This window comes from Clostridium drakei (assembly GCF_000633595.2).
GTDB lineage: Bacteria > Bacillota > Clostridia > Clostridiales > Clostridiaceae > Clostridium_AM > Clostridium_AM drakei.
In genome coordinates, this window is sequence record NZ_JIBU02000023.1 from 342,485 (window position 1) to 368,771 (window position 26,287).

The following is a 26,287-nucleotide window of genomic DNA, read 5'->3' on the forward strand; positions in this document are numbered from 1 at the left end:
TATATTAAAATTAGGGGTAACTTATTACTAAATATAAAAATTATACTGTTTAATAAACTTCTTCTTTCTTATCTCTAGTCATTAATTCATAAACTCCATACTTAACATCTTTACCTTCAAAAAGCACTTTATACAAAACATCTGTTATGGGCATAGAAACTCCTAATTTTTCTTTTAAATCATAAAATGCCCTGCAGGCCTTTATGCCTTCCACAACCATTCCTATTTGTTCTGTAGCTCCTTCTGGAGTAGTCCCTTTTCCTATGAGTATACCCGCTCTTCTATTTCTACTGTGCATACTAGTGCATGTAACTATAAGGTCTCCTATACCCGTAAGTCCTGAAAATGTTTCTTTTCTTCCACCTAAAGCTAATCCAATTCTTATTATTTCACTCATACCTCTTGTCATAAGAGCAGCTTTTGTGTTATCACCATATCCAACGCCATCAGATATTCCTGCTGCTAATGCTATAATGTTCTTAACAGCACCACCTATTTCAACCCCTATTAAATCATCATTAGTATAAACCCTAAATTTGTTTGTCATAAATAAATCCTGCACATTCTCTGCAAACTTTATGTCTTCTGAAGCAGCAACTACTGTAGTTGGTATGTCCTGAGCTACTTCTTCTGCATGACTTGGTCCTGATAAAATAACTATATGATTTAATGGCAGTTCTTCTTTTATAACCTGCGAAAGCCTCTTACCAGTTTTTTCTTCAATTCCTTTTGCTATACTTATCACTATTTGATCTTTACTAATAAACTTTGCCGCTTCTCTAGATATTGTTCTTACTACATGAGATGGAACCGAAATTACTATGTAATCACTATCTTTTATTACTTCTTCCATATTTTCTGAAGCTTCTACACCAACAGGTATAACTGCTCCATGCAAATATTTTATATTTTCTTTCTTAATATTAATATCATCTATTACATTTTTATTTCTATCCCAAACTTTAACTTTAGTCCCTTTTTTAGCTAGCATTATAGATAATGCTGTTCCAAAACTTCCTCCGCCTAAAAAAGCAACTTTAGAGCTCATATTTATTCCTTCCTTTCCCTAAACTGTAACTTTATGCCTGTACCTGTAAAGTCAAAATTTTCCCTTAATTGATTTTCGATATATCTCTCATAAGAAAAATGAAGACAAGATGGATCATTTACAAAGAATACAAAAGTAGGTGCTTTTGTACCTATTTGCGTAACATAATATATTTTTAATCTTTTTGTCCCCATTATAGGAGGTTCTTTCATCATTATAGCTTTACTTATTACATCATTTAATACACCTGTTTTTATCTTTTTAGAGTAATTGGAATAGCACTCTTTAACCATATCTAATACTTTTTGAATTCTCTGTCCCGTTTTTGCAGATATAAATAGATATGGAGCATACGACATAAATGAAAGATTCATACCTATTTGCTTTTTAAAAGCATTCATGGTATTTGTATCCTTTTCCACTAAATCCCATTTATTCACTATAACCATAATAGCTTTACTCATTTCATGAGCATAACCTATTATTTTCTCATCTTGATCTGTTATACCGTGAGTGGCATCTAACATAAGTATACAAACATCTGCTCTTTCTATAGCTGCATAAGTTCTTATTACACTATATCTTTCAATTTCTTCCTTTACTTTACTTTTTCTTCTAAGTCCTGCTGTATCAATAAGAGTAAATTTGCCCTGTTCTGTTTCCAAATAGCTATCAATAGCATCTCTAGTAGTTCCAGGTACATCACTTACTATAACCCTATCCTCTCCTAAAAGTTTATTTATAAGAGATGACTTTCCTACATTAGGTTTTCCTACAAATGCTATCTTTATATATTCATCATCTTCATCATATAATTTGTCATCATCAAAATATGATACAACTTTATCTAACATATCTCCAAGTCCAAGCGCTTGTGAAGCTGATACAGCAATAGGTTCCCCTATACCTAAATTATAAAATTCATATGCATTATCTTCATCTTTTAAACTATCTATTTTATTAACTACAAGCACTACAGGTTTTTTACTTTTTCTAAGCATTTGAGCTACTTCTTTATCAGCATCTGTAAGCCCTTGTTTACCATCTACTATAAATACTATGACATTTGCAGTTTCAACAGCCATTGTTGCCTGCCTTCTCATTTGAGAAATTATTACATCACTATTTTCAGGTTCTATACCACCTGTATCAATTATAGTAAAATTATATTTAAGCCACTCAGCCTCTGCATATATTCTATCTCTAGTAACACCTGGTGTATCTTGAACTATGGATATTCTCTTTCCAGCTAATTTATTAAACAATGTAGATTTTCCTACATTAGGTCTTCCTACTATGGCTACTATTGGTTTTCCCATTTTTATTCCTCCTTACAATGATCATTTATTATATTTATTAAATCTTCTCCTGTGAAGTCACATATGATAACTTTTCTTTTTAAAACCTTACCTAATTGTTCTATAGTAACATCATCTAAAAACACTTTTTCATTATTCGAAGCAAGCTCGTATCCTTTTCTCAGCATAACATTAGGAATTATAAGATATTCTCCCAGTTCTACTCCCTTTAACTGCTGGATTATATCTCCACCAGTTACAAGTCCTGCTACAGTTATAGTATGGCCAAAAAAATCATTAACTATCTTTTCAACCTTTATATTAATCTTATTATTAACAGTACATATTTTTTGAATTCCCATATCTATTTCTTCATAAGCAGAAACTCCTGTAACAACAGTAAAAGAACCTTTTATATCTTTCTTCAAATTTTTTAAAGAAGTTTCAATAGTATCTCTAAAAACTCTTATAATTCCTATTCCATCTTCTAGTTGTTCAAAGCCATCATAAAAATCCGATGAAGGTACATCTCTTTCTGCTAAAACATAAAATTCGTCTGATAATCTTACAAATGGAGATCCTATTTCTTTTATATACTTTTTTTGAACTTCGGAAATTCTATCTAATTCCTCTCGTGCTGTTTTTTTATCATATAGCTTAAGTTGATATAGTCCTTTTCTATACTTTGTAATACCTACTGGAACTACTGCTAAATTTTCAATTTGTGGATACAATTTGTATAAATCTTCTATGGTTTTTTTCAGTTCCTCTCCATTATTTATCTCTGGACAAGACACCACTTGGCAATTCATTTTTATGCCTGCTTCAGCTAATCTTTTTAATCTATCATAAACATTTCCTGCAAACCTATTATTAATCATTTTAATTCTAAGATCAGAGTTAGTTGTATGAACAGATACATTTATTGGACTAATTTTATATTGAATTATCCTATCTATATCTTCTTCCTTCATATTAGTCAATGTTATAAAGTTACCTTGCAAAAAAGCAAGCCTTGAATCATCATCTTTAAAATAAAGGGTTTCTCTCATACCATTAGGCAATTGATCTATAAAACAAAATATACAATTATTATGACAACTTTTAGGTTTATCTAAAATAGCCTCTGCAAATTGTATTCCTAGCTTTTCATCATACTCTTTTTCTATATCTAACTCCCATATCTCTCCAGACTTCTTTTCTATTTCTACGTTAATATATTCATCACACATAAGAAATCTGTAATCTATAATATCCTTAACAATTTTGCCATTAATGCTTAATAAATAGTCTCCTACTTCTATTCCCATTTCTTCTGCAATACTTCCTGATTCTACTAGTGCTATTTGGTTTTTCATATATACAACTCCTTTTTGACCTATGTACATCTCGCAATATGGCTCCGTTCCTAAAAAAAATATCCATTTAGTAATATTACCTTAATATGTTTATTTAGTCAACGTATTAGCTTTCTTATTTAAAGAAACAAAAAAACCCTTCATATTTAAGAAGGGTAAATCACATTTTAAAATAATTTTATTAAAAACATTGTTAAAGCTGCAATTACAGCACTTGCTGGTATAGTAATTACCCAAGCAGTTACAATATCTTTTGCTATAACCCACTTTACTGCAGAAAATCTTTTAGATGCACCAACCCCCATTATAGAACCAGTAATTATATGAGTCGTACTTACTGGTGCATTTAATATTGTTGCAGTAAGCATTACAGTTGATGCACTCATTTCAGCTGTGAATCCATTAATAGGTGCAAGTTTGGTCATACCTGTACCCATGGTCTTAATAATTTTTTTCCCTCCAAGACTTGTACCCAAAGCCATAGCTAAAGCACAGCAAATCTTTACCCAATTTGGTATTTCAAACTGTGTTATAAAATTACCACTTATAAGTGCCATTGTAATAATTCCCATAGATTTTTGAGAGTCATTACATCCATGATTAAAAGCTATAAACGCTCCTGAACATATTTGAGCCTTTGAAAAAATTTTAGTAACAGATGAAGGTTTTGCTTCCATAATTCTTAAAACAGCATTCATAATAGTCATAACTACAAATCCTATCACAAATCCTATCATAGGCGATAAAAAAATCCATATTATAACTTTCCAAAACAAATTTGACCAATTAACTATGCCAAAAGACCACTGAAAAACTATAGCAGAGCCAATTAATCCTCCTATAAGAGCATGTGAAGAACTACTTGGAATTCCAAAATACCATGTTATTATATTCCACACTATTGCACCAATTAAAGCAGCTATAATTACAGTTTGTGATATATGATTGGGATCTACAATACCACTACCTATAGTTTTGGCAACACCTTCCCAAACAAAAGCTCCAACAAAATTTAATGCAGCTGACATTATGACTGCCTGCTTTAACGTTAAAACCCTAGTTGATACAGAGCATGCTATAGCATTGGCACTATCATGAAAGCCATTAATAAAATCAAAAATTAAAGCAGTAACAATTATAACAGATATTAAAATCAAAGTTCCACTAAGCATTTTTCATTACTACTCCTTCAATTACATTAGCTATGTCTTCACAAGCATCTAAAGTATCCTCTAAATACTGATAAATTTCTCTCCATTTAATTACTTCAATAACTTCAATATTTGATCTGAAGAGATCACCAATAGCTCTTCTTGAAACTCTGTCTCCTTCTTCTTCAATTCTATTAATTTCTATAATTTTCTTATTTAGATATTTGCTGGTTTTCATATTTTTCAATTCTTCCATGAGAGTAATAATTTCTTTACAACTTGCTGCAATCATATCCCCTAATATAATTGCTTCCTTTGTAACTTTACTTACATTTAGCATAACAAATCTGCTTGCAGCAGACTCTATTAGATCTATAATATCGTCCATGTCTTTTGCTATTATGTAAATATCTTCTCTGTCAAAGGGTGTTATAAATGTTTTATTAAGTTGTTCAAGTATTTGATGTTGTTTCCTATCTCCTTCGTGTTCCACCTCTTTAAGCTTTTTTAAATTTTCCTCTGAATTATCAAGATCTTTTAGAAATTCTACCAACATATTAGATGCTTTATAAGCTATATCAGCAGTTTCTACGAAAAATTCGAAAAATTTGTCTTCTTTTGGAGTCAAACTAAACAATCTTTATCCCTCCTGATCTAAAAGTATAAATTTTCGACCTCATAAAGTATACCATAGATTTTACAAAAATAAAATACAAAATTAACATATATTTTACTCAATAACTCTTTTATACAGTATTTTCATAAGTTCATTTCAAATATCTTTTCTACATTATATTACATTATAATACTTTTTTCTTTTCTATATTTCTAGCCCATATTTATTAGTTACAAATAAATATTAAATCAAACATAAATCACACTTTAATAGACAAATAAATTGCATAAAAATAGATGCCAACATATCTGTTCATATGCTGACACCTTAATATCATAGAAATTCCAATTCATGTAATGATTTTTCTACAAAATTCAAAACCTTTTATTCATTTAAATCCTTTAATTCTCCTGTAACTAAATATATAGTCCATTCACATATATTAGTTACATGATCACCAACCCTCTCCAAATATTTACATACAAATAAAAGTTGAGTTATCTGATTTACATTTTGCTTATTGTTTGCCATTATAGTTAACATTTCAGTAAAAACATTTTTATATAAGCTATCTATTTCGTCATCCATTTTACATACTTCATAAGCCTTATCAACATCTGCAGCTACATAAGCATCTAGAGCTCTTCTTATCATTTCTTTAACTATCTCTGACATTTTAGGAATATCTATAAGTTCTTTAACATATTTTTCATTTTTAAGCCTTTTTGTTATTTTTGCTATATCTACTGCATAATCTGCCATTCTTTCAAGATCTGTTACCAACTTAGTAGTTGTAAAAATAGTTCTTAAGTCTATAGCCAAGGGTTGTTCTTTAGCTATTAATCTTATGCATTTATTTTCTATTTCCTTTTGAAGATCATCTACCAAATCATCGTTCTTTATTATATTATCTGCTAATTCAACATCCTTATTAACTAGTGATTCTATGCACTGGTGTATTTGTTTTTCAACTATGCTTCCCATTCTTAATAAATCATTATGAAGTTCTTTTAAAGCAATATCAAATCCGGTCCTAGTCATTCATACTCACCTCTATTTAAATTAAGTTTACATTATTGTATTATATTCTTTTATTTACAAATAGTTTTAACCAAATCTTCCCGTTATATAATCTTCTGTTCTTTTATCCTGAGGTTTATAAAAAATACTTTCAGTTTTTCCATTTTCGACTATCTCTCCATTAAGAAAAAATGCTGTATAATCTGATATTCTTCCTGCTTGTTGCATATTATGTGTAACTATAATTATAGTATACTTTTTCTTTAACTCATCCATAAGTTCTTCTATTTTCAATGTAGATATTGGATCTAATGCAGAAGTCGGTTCATCCATAAGTAATACTTCTGGTTCTACTGCTAACGTTCTTGCAATACACAACCTCTGCTGCTGACCACCAGAAAGTCCTAATGCACTTTTATTTAATCTATCTTTTACTTCATCCCAAAGCACAGCACCTTTTAAACTACTTTCAACCAATTCATCTAATTTATTCTTATCCTTTACCCCATGTATCTTAGGTCCATATACTATATTGTCATATATAGACATAGGAAAAGGATTAGCTTTTTGAAAGACCATTCCTACCCTTTTTCTAAGATCTATTTCATCATAATCCTTATATATATTCTTATCTTCAAATAATACTTCCCCTTCTATTTTTACAGAATCTATTAAATCGTTCATTCTATTTAAAGTTCTTAAAAAAGTAGACTTACCACAACCCGATGGGCCTATTAATGCCGTAACTGCATTCTTTTTTACATCTAAATTTATTTTTTTCAAGGCCTGAGTATTTCCATAATATAAATCAAGCTCTTTAGTCTGTATTATACCCATTTAGCTTCCTCCTTATTTTTTACCAGCATAAGATTCATATATTTTTTTTCCTAATATTCTAGCAGTTAAATTGAATAATAAAACCATTATTATAAGTACCGCTGATGATTTATTTGCTATAGCTGCTGCATCTGGTACCATTCCTTCAGAATTAAGCTTCCAAATGTACACTGCTAATGTTTCTGCTGGTCTCATTACACTGAAAGGAGATGATTTTCCAACTAAACTAAAGCTATCAAATGGAAGTACTGGTGCACTCATACCTGCCGTATATAAAAGTGCTGCTGCTTCACCAAATATTCTTCCTGATGCTAATATTATTCCTGTTAAAATTTGTGGAAGGGCAGAAGGCAATATAACTTTTTTTATAGTTTGCCATTTAGTTGCCCCAAGTCCAAGACTTGCTTCCTTAACAGATTTACCAGCCGCTATTATAGCATTTTCGCTAACTCTCGTTAAAGATGGTAGATTTAACACTGCTATAGCCAATGCTCCTGATAAAAGTGTAAATCCCCAATTTGTCATACTTACAAACACTAAAAGACCAAAAAGACCTACTACTATAGAAGGCAATGAAGCCATAGTTTCAATACATAATCTTATTATATTTAATAAAATTCCTTCTCTCGCATATTCTGCTAAATATATACCCGCACCTACTCCAAAAGGTACAGTTATTACTAAAGATACTACTAGCATGTAGAAGGAATTAAACAGCTGAGGACCTATTCCACCTCCAGCTTCACCTATTTTAGGTTTTCCAAACAAGAAAGAAGGATTTAATGAATTTCCACCCTTATATAATATATATCCTATCAAGGCCATTAGAAGTAATATTACGAATCCAGATACAACATATAAAATTCCTGTCCATATTTTATCTTTCAACTTAGCATCCATTTATTTAAGTTCACCCCTTTTTCCAATGGCTCTTATTAACAAAATAAATAAAAATGATATAACTAAAAGCAATAAAGCAAGTGACCACAACGCATCATTCCATGCTGTTCCCGATATTGTATTACCCATATCCATAGTTAAAATACTAGTTAAAGTAGCTGTTGGGCTTACTAAATTTTCAGGAAATTTAATTGAATTACCTATAACCATCTGAACAGCTAAAGCTTCTCCAAAAGCTCTTGCAAGCCCTAATATTATTGAAGTTAATATACCACTTTTAGCCGCTGGTAATATAACTCTGCTTATAGTTTGCCATCTAGTTGCACCTAATCCATATGATGCCTCTAAATAGCTCTTAGGTACAACTTTAACAGCATCTGCTGATAAACTAGCTATAGTTGGTAGTATCATGATACTTAATACTACAATACCCGCTATTAAGCTAAATCCAATACCTCCAAAACCTTTTTTAATTAGAGGTAGTAGAACGCTGAATCCTATCCATCCATAAACAACTGAGGGTATTCCTACAAACAATTCTAATGCAGGTTGAACTAATTTATTTCCTATCCTTGGTGAAATAAAGTTCATAAAAATTGCTAAAGCAATACTTATCGGTGCACTCAAAATAACTGCGCCTATGGATACTAAAGTAGAACCTACAATAAATATAAGTGCTCCTAATTTAGGTTTTTCACTATCTGGATTCCAATTTGAAGTAAATAAAAAGTCTTTTAATGAATATCCATGCTTTATAAAAGTATTTAATCCCTTTACAGTTACAAATCCTATTATACTTAAAGTTAAAATTATTATTAACATTCCACAAAATATGGCAAAGCTTCTTCCTAAATATTCAGTTTTTAACTTTTTCCAAAAGGTTCTTTTCTTTATACTATTCTCCATACTCTCTACCTCAATATTAATTTAATGGCTGACTGATTAACAGCCAGCCCTATAAAAACTCTATTTATTTTTAATTTCACTCATTGGAATATATCCTAATTTTTTAACTAAATCACTATTTTCACTACTTAACATGTACTCAATAAATGCTTTTGATAAATCCTTAGCTTCTCCTTTTGTATACATGTGCTCATATGACCAGAAAAGATATTTTCCAGCAGTTATATTTTCTTCATTTGCATCTACTCCATCTATTTTTAATGGTTTTACACTTTCCTTAACTTTATCACTTAAATATGATAACGCTAAATAACTTATTGAACCTTTTGTAGACTGTATTCCTTTTTCAACGTTTCCGTTTGAATCTTGTGTAGTTCCTAGTCCGTCCTTTTCATCTTTTCCACCCATTACTGTATCTTTAAATGTTGCTCTTGTACCAGATGATTTTGCTCTATTAATTACATTTATAGGTAAGTTATCTCCACCAACTTGACTCCAGTTAGTAATTTCACCAGTAAATATTTTTTGTATTTGATCTTTTGTTAGAGAGTCAACTTTAACTTCTTTATTTACAACTACTGCAAAACCAATAGCACAAACTTTATGATCAACTAATTCTTTTGCCTTTTGTGCATCTAATTTAGCTGTTTCTGCTGTTATATCAGAATTTCCTATATCAGCAGTACCTTCAGATACTAATTTTATTCCAGTACCACTTCCCCCACCTTGAACATTAATAGTAGCTTTAGAGTTCTTTTCAGTGAATTTTTTTCCTGCTTGATCGGCTAATGGCTGAAGAGCTGTAGACCCTGCTAATGTTATTGAACCTGAAACTTCCTTTTTAGTATCTCCTGAAGACGATTGTTCTTTTGATCCACATCCTGCAAATACACCTGTTACCATAGTAACTGCTAATGCAGCTATTATAATTTTTAAACTCTTTTTCTTCATTAATACGAACCTCCTAAAATTTTCAACGTTTATTAATTTTAAATTATTCCCTATGAATACTATGATAACTTTACAAAGTTAACCCATTATTATACACAGGTTAATTAAAATTAACATATGGAATTTATTTATCTTTACCATTTTTATTAAAAATATAACAAAAGAACCTTTCCATACTCTGTATTCAAAGGTTCTTTTCACAATATTCAATAAAATAATTCATTTTTACTTACTTAACAAGTTCTTAACATTACTAACATAAACGTTAAATTTTTTTATTCTAGTCATAATCAATTAGTGTAATAATATATTAAAAATCATACAATAGGTATTTCTAAAATAAACTTGCTTCCTTCTCCTATCTCACTTTCCACTCTAATATTTCCATTAAGAGTCATAACTATATGTTTTACAATAGCAAGACCTAATCCTGTTCCACCTTGAGCTCTTGATCTTGCTTTATCGATCCTATAAAATCTTTCAAATATTCTATCTATATGTTCTCTTGATATACCAACACCTTCATCTTCAACCCATATTATGCAATTATTATTTTCAACTCTGGTACCTATTTTTACAATTCCATTATTATCAGAATATTTTATTGCATTGTCCACTAGATTTATAAGCATTTGTTTAAACCGATCATTATCCCCTTTTAAATTAGGAAGCTCATCTCCTATTGTAACAACCTTAATATTTTTCTTTTCAGCTGAATTTTTAACTAAACAGCATACATCTTTTATAATAAAGTTTACATCTATTTTTTCTTCCTTATTCTCTATACTATTTTCAATATGAGAAAGTGTTAAAGTATCATTAATTAATCTTGTTAATCTATCAGCTTCATCATTTATAATATTTAAAAACTTTTCTTTATTTTTAAAATCATCTACATATCTCAATGTCTCTGCAAAACCTTTTATTGAAGTCAATGGTGTCTTTAATTCATGAGAAACATTAGCTACGAATTGAGTTCTCATATTTTCTAATCTTTTTATATCAGTTATATCTTGCACTACAGCAACTGTACCAATTTTTTCTCTAACATTAATTATATCGGCAGTCCTTATTCTTAAGTTCCTTTCCTTAGGCCATAATATCTTTATTTCTGCATAATCTTCATCAGTATTTTTAAATACATCCTCAAATTCAAAATCCCTTATATTATCCATAAGATTTTCACCTATAATATCTCTATTTATACCAAATATTTTTTTTGCATAAGGGTTTATCATAATAATTTTGTAGTTTATATCTACAGCTATAACTCCGCTATCCATACTCTTCAATATTGCTTCCAATTTATTTTGTTTATCTAAAACCTCATTAAGTGTACTATTTAATTTATCTGCCATATTATTAAAGGTTATACCTAATTGACCTATTTCATCTTTAGAACTAATCCTTACTCTTTTATCAAATTTTCCTGAAGCAATACTTGAAGTCGTAAATTCTAATTCTTTAATAGGCTTAACTATAGTATGAGAAAGCTTTGATGCAAATATTATAGAGACCATAATTGAAAACATCATAGCAATTATATAATATTTAAAATAACTCATTTCTATTCCTTTAATAATTTGCATAGCTATAGCACTTCTTACAACATAACCATTATTAAAAGCTGTAGCAAAATATAAAGTTTTCTTTCTCAAAGTAGCACTATATCGTGTACTATACCCCGTACCTTCTTTTCTTGCATCCTTAACTTCTTTTCTCTCATTATGATTATCCATTGTTTCAGCATCTGCTATAGTATCACTTAAAACTTTTCCTTTTTTGTCTATTAAGGTTTCTCTAATAACATCATTTTTAAAATTATTCTTGAAAGAAAAATTTTTATCATTAAATCCTTCTGCCTCTAAAACATTTATTACAATTTGATTATTTATTCTCAAATTTTCCTTTGTGTTTTGCATATATTGATAATTTTCAATAATTACAAATAATGTAGTAACTATAGAAAATGTAAGAATCAATGTGATAAGCATTGTTATCATTAATTTTTTTTTCATTTTAATCACCAACTACTCTTCCGAATTGAACCTGTATCCTATCCCACGAATAGTTTCTATATGTTTTGGATTTTTATCATCTTCCTCTATTTTTTGTCTTAAGTGTCTTATATGAACATCTACAGTTCTTGTTTCACCTATATACTCATATCCCCACACCTTATCCAATAAAAAATCTCTCGTCATAACTCTTCCTCTATTTTTTATTAAAAGTTCCAATACTTCAAATTCTTTCAAAGTAAGATCTAATTTAATGCCATCTTTTAAAATTTCATGTTTTTCAAAATTTATATTAATTTTTCCAAAAGTGAATTTTTTATCTGTAGATTTAGCTGTAGTTCTTCTAAGAATTGCTTTTACCCTAGCCAATAATTCCCTTATAGAAAAAGGCTTAGTAATGTAATCATCTGCTCCTAACTCTAAGCCTAGTACTTTATCAAATTCTTCTCCCTTAGCAGTTATCATTATTATAGGAGTTGATGATATGGAATTATCTTTTCTAATTTCCTTGCATACATCATATCCATCCATTCCAGGCAGCATAATATCCAATAATATAAGATTTGGAGTATCTCTCTTAGCCTTCTTTATTGCATCCAAACCATTATCTGCACAAATAGTCTTATATCCACTATTTTCTAAATTGAATTTTATTAATTCTGTTATGTGTTCTTCATCATCTACAATAAGTATTTTTTCTTCTGACACTAATTTTCCCTCCCGATTCATTAAAAATTATTTTAAATAGATAAATGCAAATAATCTTCCCTTATTTTTATCTCTTCTATAAGAATGAGTTTTATATTCTGTACTGCAAAATGTACATATATCTAAATCTTTCACATTATTTTTATCTATATTTTTTAAATTTAGTTGATGTAATATGCATTTTCCTAAGCTTAAATATCTTCCATTACATATATTTACATCTTTATATATTTCTAATCCTTTGAACTTATCTATAAGATCATAGTGTACTTCATAACAACATTCATGTATATATGGTCCTATATAAACTATTAAATCTTCACATTTAGTCCCATATTGTTGTTCCATTTTTTCAATTGTTTTTAGCAGTATACAATCAAAAGTCCCCTTCCAGCCACTATGTACTGCTGCTATTGCCTTCTTATTTTTGTCATATAAAAGAACTGGAACACAATCTGCCGTAAATACCCCTATTGCTGTATTTTTTTTGTCTGTAATTAAAGCATCACCTTCTTCTATTTCATTTTTATATTCAACAATTTTATCACTATGTGTTTGATTTAAAAATCCAACCTCGTTTACTCCAAACCATTTTTTTATATTTTGCAAATTTTTTTTCCCATGAGAAGAATTTTTATTAAAATCTAATCCACCTTCTGCAGTAGAAAAAACCATTTCTGCTCCTTCTAAAGATACTTTTATAAATTTACAATTCTCAATTCTTAATTCTTCCATTTTACTCCTCCATTAACTAACTTTTAATTATATTTTAACATTGTTTGTTTTATAGACACAGAAAAATTTAATTGTTTTAACTTAAATTTAACACAGCATACTTTTACTAAAAACGAATTAAACTTAACAACAAGTAAGTGGTATACTTGTTAGCATACCACTTACTTATCACTAATTAAATTTTTAATTTCTTCCATAAAAGTATTTATATCTTTAAATTGTCTGTATACAGATGCAAATCTAACATAAGAAACTTCATCTATATTTTTAAGGCTTTCCATTATCATTTCTCCAATATACTCAGAATGTACCTCTGTCAGCATTTGATTGTTTATTGTCTTTTCAATTTCATCAGCTATGCTTTCTATCTGATGCCTAGACACAGGTCTTTTTTGACAAGCTTTTATTAAACCATTTATTATTTTAGTTCTATCAAAATATTCTCTATTCATATTCTTCTTTATTACTAATATAGGTACATTTTCAACTTTTTCATATGTAGTATATCTCTTATTACACTTCAAACATTCTCTTCTTCTTCTAATAGACATATTGTCCTCTGTAGATCTAGAATCTACAACTTTACTTTCCGCATAGCCGCAGTAAGGGCATTTCACATCTATTCACGTCCTTCTAAAATCAATTTTTATCTTAGCCTTATAAATACTCAATATATATTATACACTTTTTTTTATAAATTTCTACCATTAATCTTTTATAGCAAAATCATTAGTTTCCACCAAAACCACATCTATGCCTATCTTTTTAATATTTTCCCATGGAATTTCTATATCATCACTTTTACCAAACCAAGACATTTTTCCAGAAGGTATAATAATTGATATAACTTTAGATTCATCACAATCCACTTTTAAATCTTTTATAAAACCTAATTTTGCTCCAGTATTTATTTCTATAATTTCCATGGATCTTAAATTGCTTATAGAATATAGTCCTTTTTCATCTTCCACTTTTATCACCTCATTTTATCTCTTTTTATTAATATATGAACTATATAAAGTATTAATTACCACAACAAAAAATGCTGAAAATATTAAATAATCTTATATTTTCAGCATTCTATACAACTTATCTATAAACAATATAATTACTAATGTTTAAACATATTTTCTCATATGTCTTAAAGCAGTTTTTTCAAGCCTTGATACTTGCGCTTGAGATATACCTATTTCATCTGCCACTTCCATTTGAGTTCTTCCATCAAAGAATCTTAAATTAAGTATGAGTTTTTCTCTATCATTTAATTTTTTCATAGCTTCTTTTATGGCTATGTTTTCAAGCCAGCTATCATCCATATTTTTGTTATCACTTATTTGATCCATTACATAAATTGCATCGCCTCCATCATGATAAATTGGCTCAAATAGTGATACTGGATCTTGTATAGCATCTAAAGCAAATACCACTTCCTCTCTAGGAACCTTTAATTCTTTTGCTATTTGAGATACTGTAGGTTCTTTATTATTTTCACTTATAAGTTTATCCCTAACCTGCAATGCTCTATAGGCAATATCTCTAAGTGATCTACTTACTCTTATAGAATTGTTATCTCTTAAATATCTTCTTATTTCTCCAATAATCATTGGTACAGCATATGTAGAGAATTTTACATTTTGGCTCAAATCAAAATTATCAATTGATTTGATTAGCCCTATACATCCTACTTGAAATAAATCATCTACATTTTCTCCCCTGTTATTGAATCTTTGAATCACACTTAGTACTAATCTTAAATTACTTTTTATAAATTTTTCCCTACAGCTTACATCTCCATTCCTCATACTTATTAGTAATTCTTTCATCTCTTTTTCTTTTAAAACTGGTAGTTTTGCTGTGTTTACACCACAAATTTCAACTTTATTAATTATCATAAAGTTATCAGCCCCTTCAGAATATATCGCATTTTAATTGTTTCCTAAGGAGTGAAATTTTATACTAAAGACAACCTTATAACATTTTATTTATTTCTTTTTTTAGCCTCTTTATTATTCTTTTTTCCAATCTTGAAATATAAGATTGTGATATACCAAGCATATCAGCCACTTCCTTTTGAGTTTTCTCGCCTTGTCCATTTAAACCAAATCTTAAATTAACTATTTCCTTTTCTCTATCATTAAGTTTTTTCATAGCCACCATAAGTAATTGTTTATCTACTTCATCCTCTATCAAATTGTAAACCACATCATTATCCGTGCCTAATATATCAGATAAGAGCAATTCGTTTCCATCCCAATCTATGTTTAAAGGCTCATAAAAGGATATTTCAGCTTTTACTTTACTATTTCTTCTTAAATACATAAGTATTTCGTTTTCAATGCATCTTGAAGCATATGTAGCCAATTTTATTTTTTTGCTTGGATCAAAAGTATTAACAGCCTTAATAAGTCCTATAGTTCCTACAGAAACTAAATCTTCTACATTTACCCCTGTATTTTCAAACTTTCTTGCTATATAAACCACCAGTCTTAAATTACGTTCTATTAAAGTTGATCTAACCTTCTCTTCTCCTCCATCAAGCTTAGATACCAAATCATCTTCTTCTTTTTTACTAAGTGGAGGAGGCAATACATCACTTCCACCTATATAGTAAATTTTCCCAGCCAAAAATTTTATCTTAATTAAAATTCTATTCAGCAATATTTTTAGTTTTATCATAAATCATCCTCCAAATAATTAATATGGTTGTCCTTCATCTATGATAGTTATGTATTGTTTGATATTATTACATAACCCCTCTAGATAAAAGCGCATGGTATTCATTAAAATCACTTAATTTCTCTTCACAAAAAGCTACTATAACTTCTCTTACTAATTCTTCCTTTGAACCATGTATTTTTATATATTCAGGTCTAAATCCTTGCAAATTACCATTTGCACCATTAACAACCCTATAAGGAATATAAAATTTATCATAAGTATTTAAATCCATATCTTGAAAAACTGACTTTTCCACTATTATTACAGGCAAATTTGTAGCAGGCTCCCTCAATTCATTCCCTGTATCTAAAAAAGCCTCTACAGTCTTTTTTGAATTTTTCATCACAATATCTATATCATATATTAAACACCCTAAATCTTTTCTATCTTTTATATAAATTATTGTTCTATGAATAAGCATATATATTATCATTATTGAAATTATAAGTTTTTTATAAGAAAAATTTATAATTGTAAAATAACTAATATAGTTACTACAATTGCTATATTCTATAAAAATACATGCTCCTGCAAGTACCATAGAATATAAGATAAATATTCCTAAAGCTTTTATAAAAAATATAAATTTTATTCTTCTAAAAACTATTAATATCATAATCGAAGCCATTAAAATTTTAAATGGAAAATATGAAAAAATATTTAATTTAGGATAAAGTAACGTTATTATATATATACTTCCTATCGTTGATGAAAAAATCATATTTATTAGTTTTGCTCTTACTCTCAATGATTGAGCAGTTATATACAAAAGAAATAAATTTACTATTAAGTTTTCCAAGATCAATACATCTAAATATACAATCAAATAATGCCCCACCTCCATACATTTATTACCATTTTTATATTTTTATTATATACCTTTTTTTTCTAAAATTTTGTCACTTCTTAATAAAAAGTAATATTTTTATTTTCCATATTATCCTAATAAATTCAATTTTATAAAAATAATTTTCAGCTTAATTTCTCAAAAAATAAAATAAAAAAACCATGTATAGCTATTATGCATTATACATGGTTTTTTATTCCATCATACTATTACCTTTTTTGTCTTCTTAAAAAAGCTGGAATTTCAAGGTTACTTTCATCATAATTTTTATATTCCATTTTAGATGCAGCAACTTGATCTTTGCCATCAAAATCATTTACATTGTTATTATGTTTAGGTTGCTCCATATTAGTTTTTGGATTAACTTCTGGATTCCCCTTTATATCTTCTGATTCAAAACCTGTAGCAATTACAGTAATCCTTATTTCATCCTTTATGTTTTCATCTATTACTGCACCAAATATAATATTTGCATCTGGATCTGCTGCTTCTTGAACTATTTCTGCTGCTTCATTTATTTCTAAAAGTCCTAAATCTGCTCCACCCGTTATATTCAATAAAACTCCTGTAGCTCCTACTATTGAAGTTTCAAGTAATGGACTTGATATAGCTTGTTTAGCAGCTTCTTGAGCTCTATTATCGCCAGTTCCTCTACCTACTCCCATATGAGCAAGTCCTTTATCTATCATAATAGTTCTAACATCTGCAAAATCTAGATTAACAAGTCCAGGTATAGTGATAAGATCTGATATACCTTGAACACCTTGTCTTAAAACATCATCTGCAAATTTAAATGATTCCATTAAAGTTGTCTTTTTATCTACAATACTCAATAATCTTTCATTTGGTATTGTAACTAAGGTATCCACTCTCTCCTTTAATTCTTTTATTCCTAATTCTGCATGAAGCATTCTCTTTCTACCTTCAAATGGAAAAGGTTTAGTAACTACACCTACTGTGAGTATTCCCATAGATTTAGCTATTTCAGCAATAACAGGTGCTGCTCCAGTACCCGTTCCTCCTCCCATGCCTGCTGTTATAAAAACCATATCAGCTCCTTTTATAGCTTGGGATATTTCATCCTTGCTCTCTTCAGCAGCTTTTTGTCCGATTTCAGGATTAGCACCTGCTCCTAATCCCTTAGTAAGTTTATCTCCTATTTGTATTTTTTGTGATGCTTGTGATAACATTAAAGCCTGTTTATCTGTGTTTATAGCTATAAATTCAACATTTTTAAGTCCTTCTCTTATCATCCTGTTGACAGCATTATTTCCTCCGCCACCACAGCCTATTACCTTTATTTGAGCAAATTGTTGAACATCAACATCAAAGTCTAGCACAATACTACCTCCTTATTAAAAAAAATCCGTAAAAAATTCTTTTATTTTTAACACAATCCCATTTTTATTTTCATTTCTAATTTCTTTTTTATCTTTACTTTTAGTATAATCTTTATATTTATTTTCTTGTTGCTTTTCAATGTCAGCCGAAAGTTTATTACCCTTTACAGCATAGGAAACATCCTTAACTATACCAACTGTACATGCATATAAAGGATTAGATGCACCAACAGTGCCCGGAGTTCCTATTCTAATTGGTTTCTTAATTATATTTTTGCTAAAATCCTCAATCCCCTTAATTAATCCTAGACCTCCACCAACTATAACTATACCTGATACTTTTTCATAATACTCACTACTTTTTAGTTTTTCATCTATTATACACAATAATTCTTCTACTCTTGCTTCAACTATTTGCTTTAGCATATAATAATCTACTTTAATTTTATTATTGTAATCAGCATTAACTTCTATTTTTATGTTATAATTAGCGTTATCTTCACCTAAACTAATATGCTTTTTCTTTAGGTTTTCAGCTTCAGAAAAAGGTATTTTTAAACATACAGAAATGTCATTGGTTATTATACTTCCACCTAAGGCTGCTGTTTGAATACTGGCTAAATTTCCTCCTTCGTAAACATAAATATTTGTACATTCAGCCCCCACATCTATCACTGCTACACCCCTTTGAATTTCATCATCTTTAAGTACAGCTTGTGATATAGCTAAAGGTTGAAATACTACTCCCAAAACTTTAACTTCAGCCTTAATTACACTTTTAAAAAGATTATTAACAACAGTGGTCTGAGCTAAAATTATCTGTGCATCTACTTCTAATCTTAACCCACTCATACCTATAGGATCTTTTATTTTATCATAACCATCAATTATATACTGCTCAGGTATAACTCCTATAATTTCTTTATCGGATGGAATCGTAACAATTTTAGATGCTTTTAAAACTCTTTTTACATCGCTTTCTCTTATTTCTCTATCTTCTGAGGATACAGCTACTACACCTTTATTCCAAAGTAATTCACTTATGCCCCCTGGTAAAGAGATATATGCTTCTTTAATTTTTATGTCTACCATTCTTTCCAAAGCTGCAATACACTCCTTTACAGCTTCAGAAGTATTATCTATATCAACGACAATTCCTTTTTTTACTCCATTACATTTTGCCGATGCAACCCCCATAATTTGTATTTTGCCATATCTATCAACTTTTCCTGCAGCAGCACGAACTTTCGATGACCCAATGTCTATTCCAACTATATATTCATCCATTAAGTGCTTTTCCCCCCTTAGAGAACCATCCAAAATTATATATTCAACAAAAATTCTATTTTTCCTCTTATTATTTTATCATATTTTAATAAAATTTCAAATATAGTTAAATAATACAGTTTTTAAATGTAAACATTACAAAAATAAGGAAAGGATTTAAACCTTTCCCATTTTTAGTTAGCTTTATCCAAATCGTTTATTTTTACACTTCTAGTATGAGCAGTATGACTCCACTCTTTTTTATTCCTATCTATAATTCCTTGAATGGAAATAGGAAACCAAGTAATAGCATATATTGGGTATAGTATGTAATACCAAAATATTTTCTTATTTAATTTTTTTTCTAATACTAAAATAAATGGAGTATATATAAATTGAAATATTGCTAATAATGCTATTGTAATATGAAGTAAATCAAAGTTAACAGAATATATAAATGTATTAAAATTATTTATTAGGTTAAGTCCTTTCATACAATATTGAATTATACCTGTTACGGCAGAAATACCTATTAAAATAGCTACTATAGGCTGTATGCTATACAATGCACAATCTAACGCTGTGAAACTAAAATTCACTATAGATTTCTTTAACAATTTGAAAAAATATCTACTAGCAACATCTGCAAATCCTTGCATCCATCTTTTTCGCTGCCACCAAGATTGGGAAAGTGTTAAAGGTTTTTCATCATATATTATTGCATCATGAGCCCATCCTACTTTGTATCCTGATAACACAATTTTACATGTAAATTCTAAATCCTCTGTGAGGCAAGTTGCTCCCCATCCTAATTTTTTTAATATTTCTGTATCCACACAAAAACCTGTTCCACCTAATTGTGTAGATAGTCCCAGGTTATTTCTTGCATTTTGAAACATTCTATTATTTGACCAAAAAGATATAGAATAACTTCCCGTAATCCACGTATCTTCTGGATTTTTGCTGTCTAAATATCCTTGAACAACTTTAAATCCTTCACATAATTTTTTATTCATTTCTTTCAAAAAATTTTTATGAGCTAAATTATCCGCATCAAATATTGCAATAGCGTCATATTTTTTATGTAACTTAAATATTTTATCAAACATCCACTCTAAAGCATATCCTTTTCCTCTTTTTTCCTTGTTTGTTCTTTCATACACAATAGCATTTTTTTCTCTGGCCTTCTCGGCAGTTTTATCTGTACAATTATCAGCAATAACAAAAATGTCATAAAGTTCTTTAGGATAATCAAGCTTTTTTAAGCTTTCTACAATATCACCTATGACAATTTCTTCATTGTGTGCTGCGACAATTAAAGCAAAATTTTTTCTTGGTTCTACAACTCTTTCGTTCTTTTTCCTCAATATACCAAAAAATGATATACATAAATAATATATCGTTATAAAATATACTATACAGGTAAAAACACTAGAGGTGCCATGAATTATATCTTTAAAAATGCTCACTACTTATCCCCCCTAATTCAAAGTTATTTTAGCATAAATAAAAATTAATTACTATATAATTTGTAATAAATAAGCAAAAAATATTTTACACTTATTTGTAAAAATACTTAACCATGAGATATCCATAGGAAAAATGTACATAAATCATTTTAGCAAAGGATATTAAAATTTTTTTAAATTTTAAATTATTTTAATGGTGTATACCCGGTTTGTTATTAATTTTATCATGTGTTATTATATAATTATAACAAATTAAATTTACTGTTATAGTACAGTGATTGAAAAGGGGGTAGAGCCTTATGAGGCGCTACGAACTGATCTTTTATATTGATTTGCGAAGGCTTCATAAAAAAGATGAATCCTTTGGATAAATTCTCTTTACAATTTTAAACAAAAAATTTTAAAATTTAAGGAGGTTTGTTTATGGATATCATGCTTGAAAAAATGTATCCTGTAGATACTATGAATATATGTGATAGCGAAAAGGAATGTACTCGTCAAATTGAAGATAATTTTTCTGTACATTTAGATTCTGATTCCAATAAAACTTGTTTAAAAATGTTTGATTACTTTATATTCTAATAAATAAAAATAGGACTTAGGTCCTATTTTTATTTTTAACTACAATGATATTATTCTGCTTAGTATATCCCTATCCATAGCATAACTTAAAGCACATTCATATGATATCATTCCTTTTTTATATAACTCAGCTAAAGACATATCCATAGTTTTCATACCATATTTAGCTCCTGTTTGTATGGAAGATTCTATTTGATGAGTTTTTCCTTCTCTTATCATATTTTGGATAGCTGCAGTTGCCATCATTATTTCTAAGCTTGCTATTCTTCCATTACCATCAACTTTGGGCAATAATTGTTGTGATATAATTCCTTTAAGCACTGCTGCTAACTGTGTTTTTACTTGCTGCTGTTGATATGGAGGAAATACATCAACTATTCTATCAATAGTTTTTGATGCACCTATTGTATGTAATGTAGAAAATACCAAATGTCCTGTTTCAGCAGCTATAAGTGCTATAGAAATAGTTTCTAAGTCCCTCATTTCTCCCACAAGAATAACATCTGGATCTTCCCTTAAAACCGCTTTTAAAGCATTATGATAACTCAAGCTATCTTTTCCTATTTCTCTTTGATTTATTATAGATTTATTATGTTTATGTAAATATTCAATGGGATCTTCAAGAGTAATAATATGTTCTGCTCTAGTACAATTTATTTCATTTATCATTGCTGCTAATGTAGTACTTTTCCCTGACCCAGTAGGACCTGTAACTAATACAAGACCTCTTTTGTTATTTGTAATTTCTTTTATTGAAGATGGAAAATTCAAATCACCTATTGAAGGTATCTTTAATCCTACAACCCTTATAGCTAATGAACAGCTTCCTCTTTGTTTGAACAAATTAACTCTAAATCTTCCTAATCCTGACACGGAAAAAGAAGTATCCATTTCACCTTTTTTAGTATACTCTTCGTAGTCTTCATTTAAAATTTCTCTACTATAGCTTTCCGTATCTGCTGGTTGAAGTTTTTCATTATTAACATTTGACAATTCTCCATCTATTCTTATTATTGGAGGAACTCCTACAGTTAAATGTAAATCAGATGCATTATTTTTAATGGTTATTTCCAATAATTCCTTTAGTGATATCACTTTAAGTTCTCCTTTCATCAATCCTTACTATAATTATAATTTTCCAAATTTAATATGTTATCTAGACTAATTTTTTGCAAAATATACTATAAAGATGCTGGTAACCTATTAAAGTTAATATTCTACAAATTTTATTAAATTCCTTTTATAAAAGACAAATTTATAAAAAACTAAAAATTAATGACTAAGAGTACTTAAAATCTTAATCATTAATTTTTAATCCTCACTTTTTTTCATAATTTAATTCTTTATACAATTTTTTTAATGCTCTCTTTTCTATTCTTGATACATAAGATCTAGATATACCAAGAATTTTAGCTATTTCCCTTTGAGTTTTTGGTTTTCCTTCTAAAAGTCCATAACGCATTTCTACCACACTTTTTTCTCTTTCTGCTAAGCAAGTATTCATTTTATCATATAGTTTTTTTACCTGTATTTTACTTTCCACAATCTCAATTATAGAATCTTCATCACTACTAAGTACATCTAAAAGAGAAATCTCATTTCCTTCTTTATCTATTCCAATAGGATCTTGAAGATATATTTCACCTTTAGTTTTTTTATTATTTCTTATAAGCATAAGTATTTCATTTTCTATACACTTAGCAGCATAAGTGGCAAGTCTAGTTCCCTTTGAAGCATCAAAGGAATCTATAGCTTTTATTAGTCCTACAGTACCAATTGATATCAAATCGTCTACTTCTTTTCCCGGATACGAATATTTTTTTACAATATGAGCTACTAATCTTAAATTTCTTTCAACCAAAATATTCTTGGCTAGTAAATCCCCCTCCTTAAACTTTTTTAAATAATATTCTTCTTCTTTATCATTTAAAGGTTGTGGAAAGGAACTGTTATTTGTAATATAGGCAGTGAGAAATACCATGCTGCCTGCAAGATCTAATAAGCAGTTGGTTAAAAACACGGGATGCTCCTCCTAATAGTGCTTATTAATATATTATGAGCTAATATTAAAAAAAGTGCCTGTACAAACAAATTTTACTTCATGATATAAAAATAATACTTTACATTATACTTATATCATGAAAATTAAATGATTATTTACTTATTAACTTACTAACAACATCTTTAAAAACTGGTGCAGCTGTAATACCTCCGCTTTCTTTATCCTTATCTATATCTTTTACAAATACAACCATAGAATAATATTTTCCTTGAAACTTGAAAAATCCTACAAACCATCCATCTGAATGCTCTTCTGATTTTGTTGATGCTTTAGACATTTCTACTCTTTGTGTGGTTCCTGTTTTACCACCCATTTCCACATTATTTACAGCTGCTGCTTTTCCAGTACCTTGCTTTACTACCTCTATCATTTGGTTTTTTAGTATATTAGCTGTAGATTTTTCTATAACAGGATGGCTATTAGAATTCAACTTTTCTATTTCCTTATTGTTGTCATCAACATAAGCATCTAAAATTTTAGGTTTTACATAAACTCCTTCATTAATAACTGTGTTAACTATATTTATAGCTTCTATAGGAGTTATTCTAATGCCTTGACCAATTGAAGCTGCACCTAAACTACCATCACCATATTTAGGATCTTTAACTTCAAAATTTCCTTTCTTTTCACAATCTAACCCTAGTGATTTTTCCAATAGACCTTGAGTCTTTGCATTATCATAAAAATTATTAAATCCAACTTTATTTCCTATTTGAAAGAATATATCATTGCAGGATTGTATTAAAGCTTGTTCTGGATTTAAAGTACCATGAGGTTGCTCTTCTGACTCATACAGCCCTTTACATGTAAATTTATCATTTAGACTTAATGTTTTTCTGTCCAAACCAGCTTCTTCTACTATTACTTTGAATATTGAACCTGGAAAAAATCCATGATTAGTTGCTGCGCCTAGATTTATATTAGGTAGATTATCATTTTTTTGAACCATAGCTTTTATGTTTCCTGTATTCGCCTCCATTAGTACTACTCCTATTTGATTAAAGTTCTTATACCTGTTATCATTTAATGTATCTTTAATCTTATCTTCTGTATTTTTATCCACAGTAAGCCTTACATTTATGTTTTTTTCAGGTAATTCCGTCTTTTCATTTGTTACATTTCCATTTACGTCTCTATTTATTATAACTTGAGGTTTTTTATTATTTTTAGTTTTATTAGCAATTTGCATTTCTAATGAATCTGACGATTTTAGTTGATTACTATCTGTTTTTTTAGTACTAGTCAATAAATTCTCTATTTTCCAAGTACCTTCTCTATTTATTGATGAATACGTATAAGTATAGAATCCCTTTACTCCTTTTACATTTTTCAATTTATTATATGTATTTTCATCTATTTCATAGTACAACTTTTGGCTACTGCTTAAACTATTTATCTTAGATAAGTCATATTCATTATTATAATTTCTCAAAATATATATTAAAGTTAAAATTTTATCTGAATCAGTATCTTGATTATTTTTAATAAATATATCCGGACATATAACTACATAATACTTCTTTTTATAATCAAGTAACTGTTTTCCATTTGAATCAAAAAGCATGTAGTTTGCATCTGTAATATCTTCTTTGTAAGAATACTGTGAGTTAGCCATAACACTTAGTTTATTTGAGCTAAAATACTGAAAATAAACTATTCTAATATAAATGCCTATAATAAATACTATAAACATACAAAAAATTACATATTGTCTTTTTTTTATCGTATTCCTATTTAATTTTATCATCATAAAAAAACACCTCATCTCAAACTAAAATTTTGTCCAAAATGAGGTTTTTTATTCAATAATTTACTCTTATTTTTGTAAAAATTGTTTTATATTAGCAACTATAATGTCTATAGCAACTTTATTATGTCCACCCTCTGGTATTATAATATCAGCATATCTTTTAGTAGGTTCTATGAATTGCATATGCATTGGTCTTACTACATTTAAGTATTGGTTTATAACAGAGTCTACAGTTCTCCCTCTTTCATTTATATCCCTAAGTATTCTTCTTATTATTCTAACATCTGCATCTGTATCTACATACAATTTTATATCTAAAAGATTTCTTATTTCTTCATCCTCAAGTACAAGTATGCCTTCTACTATCACAATTTCTCTAGGCTCAATCCTTATAGTTTCTTTTTTTCTGTTATGCGACTCAAAATCATAAACAGGTTTATCTATAGCTTGTTTTTTTAAAAGTTTCTTTAAATGTTCTATTAAAAGTAGTGTATCAAATGCATTAGGATGATCATAATTAGTTTTTACTCTTTCTTCCATAGAAAGATGACTTTGCTCTTTATAATAAGAATCTTGTTCTATCATAGCTATGCAATCTTCACCAAATTTATTATATATTTCTTTGGCAATTGTACTTTTTCCCGAACCGGTTCCGCCAGTAATACCTATTAAAATTGGACGTTTCATTCATATCCCCCTCTCAAGTT

Annotated in this window: 26 protein-coding genes; 1 reads left to right on the forward strand and 25 read right to left on the reverse strand. The window is 28.8% G+C overall.

Annotated elements, in window-relative coordinates:
• Nucleotides 1-49: 49 nt before the first annotated feature.
• The 21 genes from EG57_RS0213445 to EG57_RS0213545 all read right to left on the reverse strand — a co-directional run bounded on the left by EG57_RS0213445 (nt 50) and on the right by EG57_RS0213545 (nt 21,186).
• Nucleotides 50-1,048 carry an NAD(P)H-dependent glycerol-3-phosphate dehydrogenase gene (locus EG57_RS0213445; RefSeq protein ID WP_032077705.1) on the reverse strand — a complete coding sequence of 333 codons (999 nt, stop codon included), beginning with the start codon at nt 1,046-1,048 and terminating at the stop codon, nt 50-52.
• 2 nt (nt 1,049-1,050) lie between these two features.
• On the reverse strand, nt 1,051-2,367 hold the full coding sequence (der, locus tag EG57_RS0213450; RefSeq protein WP_032077706.1) for a ribosome biogenesis GTPase Der: 1,317 nt from the start codon (nt 2,365-2,367) through the stop codon (nt 1,051-1,053).
• A 2-nt stretch (nt 2,368-2,369) separates the two neighbouring features.
• Nucleotides 2,370-3,704, reverse strand: coding sequence for a DUF512 domain-containing protein (locus EG57_RS0213455; RefSeq protein WP_032077707.1), 1,335 nt, complete (start codon nt 3,702-3,704; stop codon nt 2,370-2,372).
• A 167-nt stretch (nt 3,705-3,871) separates the two neighbouring features.
• Nucleotides 3,872-4,876 (reverse strand): inorganic phosphate transporter, encoded by a 1,005-nt coding sequence (locus tag EG57_RS0213460; protein WP_032077708.1) that lies wholly within the window; start codon nt 4,874-4,876, stop codon nt 3,872-3,874.
• Nucleotides 4,869-5,492: a DUF47 domain-containing protein gene (locus tag EG57_RS0213465; protein WP_032077709.1), complete on the reverse strand. Its 624-nt coding sequence runs from the start codon at nt 5,490-5,492 to the stop codon at nt 4,869-4,871. The genes EG57_RS0213460 and EG57_RS0213465 overlap by 8 nt, the downstream gene beginning before the upstream one ends.
• Before the next feature lie 363 nt (nt 5,493-5,855).
• Nucleotides 5,856-6,512 (reverse strand): phosphate signaling complex protein PhoU, encoded by a 657-nt coding sequence (gene phoU / locus EG57_RS0213470; protein ID WP_032077710.1) that lies wholly within the window; start codon nt 6,510-6,512, stop codon nt 5,856-5,858.
• A 66-nt stretch (nt 6,513-6,578) separates the two neighbouring features.
• Nucleotides 6,579-7,328 carry a phosphate ABC transporter ATP-binding protein PstB gene (pstB, locus tag EG57_RS0213475; RefSeq protein ID WP_032077711.1) on the reverse strand — a complete coding sequence of 250 codons (750 nt, stop codon included), beginning with the start codon at nt 7,326-7,328 and terminating at the stop codon, nt 6,579-6,581.
• Between the two features lie 12 nt (nt 7,329-7,340).
• Nucleotides 7,341-8,228: a phosphate ABC transporter permease PstA gene (gene pstA, locus EG57_RS0213480; RefSeq protein WP_032077712.1), complete on the reverse strand. Its 888-nt coding sequence runs from the start codon at nt 8,226-8,228 to the stop codon at nt 7,341-7,343.
• Nucleotides 8,229-9,134: a phosphate ABC transporter permease subunit PstC gene (pstC, locus tag EG57_RS0213485; protein ID WP_084572229.1), complete on the reverse strand. Its 906-nt coding sequence runs from the start codon at nt 9,132-9,134 to the stop codon at nt 8,229-8,231.
• A gap of 60 nt (nt 9,135-9,194) precedes the next feature.
• Nucleotides 9,195-10,085: a phosphate ABC transporter substrate-binding protein gene (locus tag EG57_RS0213490; protein ID WP_032077713.1), complete on the reverse strand. Its 891-nt coding sequence runs from the start codon at nt 10,083-10,085 to the stop codon at nt 9,195-9,197.
• A 317-nt stretch (nt 10,086-10,402) separates the two neighbouring features.
• Nucleotides 10,403-12,103, reverse strand: a complete 1,701-nt coding sequence (locus tag EG57_RS0213495; RefSeq protein ID WP_032077714.1) for a HAMP domain-containing sensor histidine kinase — start codon at nt 12,101-12,103, stop codon at nt 10,403-10,405.
• Nucleotides 12,104-12,115: 12 nt separating this feature from the next.
• Nucleotides 12,116-12,811 (reverse strand): response regulator transcription factor, encoded by a 696-nt coding sequence (locus EG57_RS0213500; protein ID WP_032077715.1) that lies wholly within the window; start codon nt 12,809-12,811, stop codon nt 12,116-12,118.
• A gap of 27 nt (nt 12,812-12,838) precedes the next feature.
• Nucleotides 12,839-13,546: a peptidoglycan editing factor PgeF gene (gene pgeF, locus EG57_RS0213505; protein WP_032077716.1), complete on the reverse strand. Its 708-nt coding sequence runs from the start codon at nt 13,544-13,546 to the stop codon at nt 12,839-12,841.
• Between the two features lie 161 nt (nt 13,547-13,707).
• A complete protein-coding gene (gene nrdR / locus EG57_RS0213510) occupies nt 13,708-14,163 on the reverse strand; it encodes a transcriptional regulator NrdR (RefSeq protein WP_007061494.1) in 456 nt (151 codons plus the stop codon).
• 90 nt (nt 14,164-14,253) lie between these two features.
• On the reverse strand, nt 14,254-14,517 hold the full coding sequence (locus tag EG57_RS0213515; protein WP_029161430.1) for a YlmC/YmxH family sporulation protein: 264 nt from the start codon (nt 14,515-14,517) through the stop codon (nt 14,254-14,256).
• Nucleotides 14,518-14,664: 147 nt separating this feature from the next.
• A complete protein-coding gene (gene sigG, locus EG57_RS0213520) occupies nt 14,665-15,438 on the reverse strand; it encodes an RNA polymerase sporulation sigma factor SigG (RefSeq protein WP_029161429.1) in 774 nt (257 codons plus the stop codon).
• A gap of 76 nt (nt 15,439-15,514) precedes the next feature.
• The gene (gene sigE / locus EG57_RS0213525) at nt 15,515-16,222 is read right to left on the reverse strand and encodes an RNA polymerase sporulation sigma factor SigE (RefSeq protein WP_007061497.1); all 708 of its coding nucleotides are present in this window, start codon (nt 16,220-16,222) and stop codon (nt 15,515-15,517) included.
• 67 nt (nt 16,223-16,289) lie between these two features.
• A complete protein-coding gene (spoIIGA, locus tag EG57_RS0213530; protein WP_032077717.1) occupies nt 16,290-17,090 on the reverse strand; it encodes a sigma-E processing peptidase SpoIIGA in 801 nt (266 codons plus the stop codon).
• A 230-nt stretch (nt 17,091-17,320) separates the two neighbouring features.
• Nucleotides 17,321-18,451 (reverse strand): cell division protein FtsZ, encoded by a 1,131-nt coding sequence (gene ftsZ / locus EG57_RS0213535; RefSeq protein WP_032077718.1) that lies wholly within the window; start codon nt 18,449-18,451, stop codon nt 17,321-17,323.
• Between the two features lie 15 nt (nt 18,452-18,466).
• Nucleotides 18,467-19,738, reverse strand: a complete 1,272-nt coding sequence (gene ftsA / locus EG57_RS0213540; protein WP_032077719.1) for a cell division protein FtsA — start codon at nt 19,736-19,738, stop codon at nt 18,467-18,469.
• Nucleotides 19,739-19,911: 173 nt separating this feature from the next.
• Complete coding sequence (locus EG57_RS0213545) at nt 19,912-21,186, reverse strand: glycosyltransferase family 2 protein (protein WP_032077720.1); 1,275 nt, start codon at nt 21,184-21,186, stop codon at nt 19,912-19,914.
• Between the two features lie 423 nt (nt 21,187-21,609).
• Between EG57_RS0213545 and EG57_RS26735 the strand changes: the two genes are divergently transcribed.
• Nucleotides 21,610-21,768 (forward strand): hypothetical protein, encoded by a 159-nt coding sequence (locus EG57_RS26735; RefSeq protein WP_200880557.1) that lies wholly within the window; start codon nt 21,610-21,612, stop codon nt 21,766-21,768.
• 39 nt (nt 21,769-21,807) lie between these two features.
• On the opposite strand, the gene EG57_RS0213550 is transcribed toward EG57_RS26735, so the two are convergent.
• From EG57_RS0213550 to udk, 4 genes are all read right to left on the reverse strand, one after another.
• The gene (locus tag EG57_RS0213550) at nt 21,808-22,863 is read right to left on the reverse strand and encodes a type IV pilus twitching motility protein PilT (RefSeq protein WP_084572230.1); all 1,056 of its coding nucleotides are present in this window, start codon (nt 22,861-22,863) and stop codon (nt 21,808-21,810) included.
• A 223-nt stretch (nt 22,864-23,086) separates the two neighbouring features.
• Nucleotides 23,087-23,788, reverse strand: coding sequence for an RNA polymerase sporulation sigma factor SigK (sigK, locus tag EG57_RS0213555; protein ID WP_029161424.1), 702 nt, complete (start codon nt 23,786-23,788; stop codon nt 23,087-23,089).
• A gap of 133 nt (nt 23,789-23,921) precedes the next feature.
• Nucleotides 23,922-25,580 carry a penicillin-binding transpeptidase domain-containing protein gene (locus tag EG57_RS0213560; RefSeq protein WP_032077722.1) on the reverse strand — a complete coding sequence of 553 codons (1,659 nt, stop codon included), beginning with the start codon at nt 25,578-25,580 and terminating at the stop codon, nt 23,922-23,924.
• A gap of 66 nt (nt 25,581-25,646) precedes the next feature.
• On the reverse strand, nt 25,647-26,267 hold the full coding sequence (gene udk / locus EG57_RS0213565; RefSeq protein ID WP_032077723.1) for a uridine kinase: 621 nt from the start codon (nt 26,265-26,267) through the stop codon (nt 25,647-25,649).
• Nucleotides 26,268-26,287 lie beyond the last annotated feature (20 nt).

Bases quoted from the DNA above. Each gene is read 5' to 3' on its own strand.
- pstA (WP_032077712.1), bottom strand. From the start codon at position 8,228: ATGGATGCTAAGTTGAAAGATAAAATATGGACAGGAATTTTATATGTT.
- EG57_RS26735 (WP_200880557.1), top strand. From the start codon at position 21,610: ATGGATATCATGCTTGAAAAAATGTATCCTGTAGATACTATGAATATA.
- EG57_RS0213455 (WP_032077707.1), bottom strand. From the start codon at position 3,704: ATGAAAAACCAAATAGCACTAGTAGAATCAGGAAGTATTGCAGAAGAA.
- ftsA (WP_032077719.1), bottom strand. From the start codon at position 19,738: ATGGATGAATATATAGTTGGAATAGACATTGGGTCATCGAAAGTTCGT.
- pstB (WP_032077711.1), bottom strand. From the start codon at position 7,328: ATGGGTATAATACAGACTAAAGAGCTTGATTTATATTATGGAAATACT.
- EG57_RS0213560 (WP_032077722.1), bottom strand. From the start codon at position 25,580: ATGATGATAAAATTAAATAGGAATACGATAAAAAAAAGACAATATGTA.
- phoU (WP_032077710.1), bottom strand. From the start codon at position 6,512: ATGACTAGGACCGGATTTGATATTGCTTTAAAAGAACTTCATAATGAT.
- sigG (WP_029161429.1), bottom strand. From the start codon at position 15,438: ATGATAATTAATAAAGTTGAAATTTGTGGTGTAAACACAGCAAAACTA.
- pgeF (WP_032077716.1), bottom strand. From the start codon at position 13,546: ATGGAAGAATTAAGAATTGAGAATTGTAAATTTATAAAAGTATCTTTA.
- EG57_RS0213490 (WP_032077713.1), bottom strand. From the start codon at position 10,085: ATGAAGAAAAAGAGTTTAAAAATTATAATAGCTGCATTAGCAGTTACT.
- udk (WP_032077723.1), bottom strand. From the start codon at position 26,267: ATGAAACGTCCAATTTTAATAGGTATTACTGGCGGAACCGGTTCGGGA.
- EG57_RS0213445 (WP_032077705.1), bottom strand. From the start codon at position 1,048: ATGAGCTCTAAAGTTGCTTTTTTAGGCGGAGGAAGTTTTGGAACAGCA.
- sigE (WP_007061497.1), bottom strand. From the start codon at position 16,222: ATGATAAAACTAAAAATATTGCTGAATAGAATTTTAATTAAGATAAAA.
- EG57_RS0213495 (WP_032077714.1), bottom strand. From the start codon at position 12,103: ATGAAAAAAAAATTAATGATAACAATGCTTATCACATTGATTCTTACA.
- der (WP_032077706.1), bottom strand. From the start codon at position 2,367: ATGGGAAAACCAATAGTAGCCATAGTAGGAAGACCTAATGTAGGAAAA.
- pstC (WP_084572229.1), bottom strand. From the start codon at position 9,134: ATGGAGAATAGTATAAAGAAAAGAACCTTTTGGAAAAAGTTAAAAACT.
- EG57_RS0213460 (WP_032077708.1), bottom strand. From the start codon at position 4,876: ATGCTTAGTGGAACTTTGATTTTAATATCTGTTATAATTGTTACTGCT.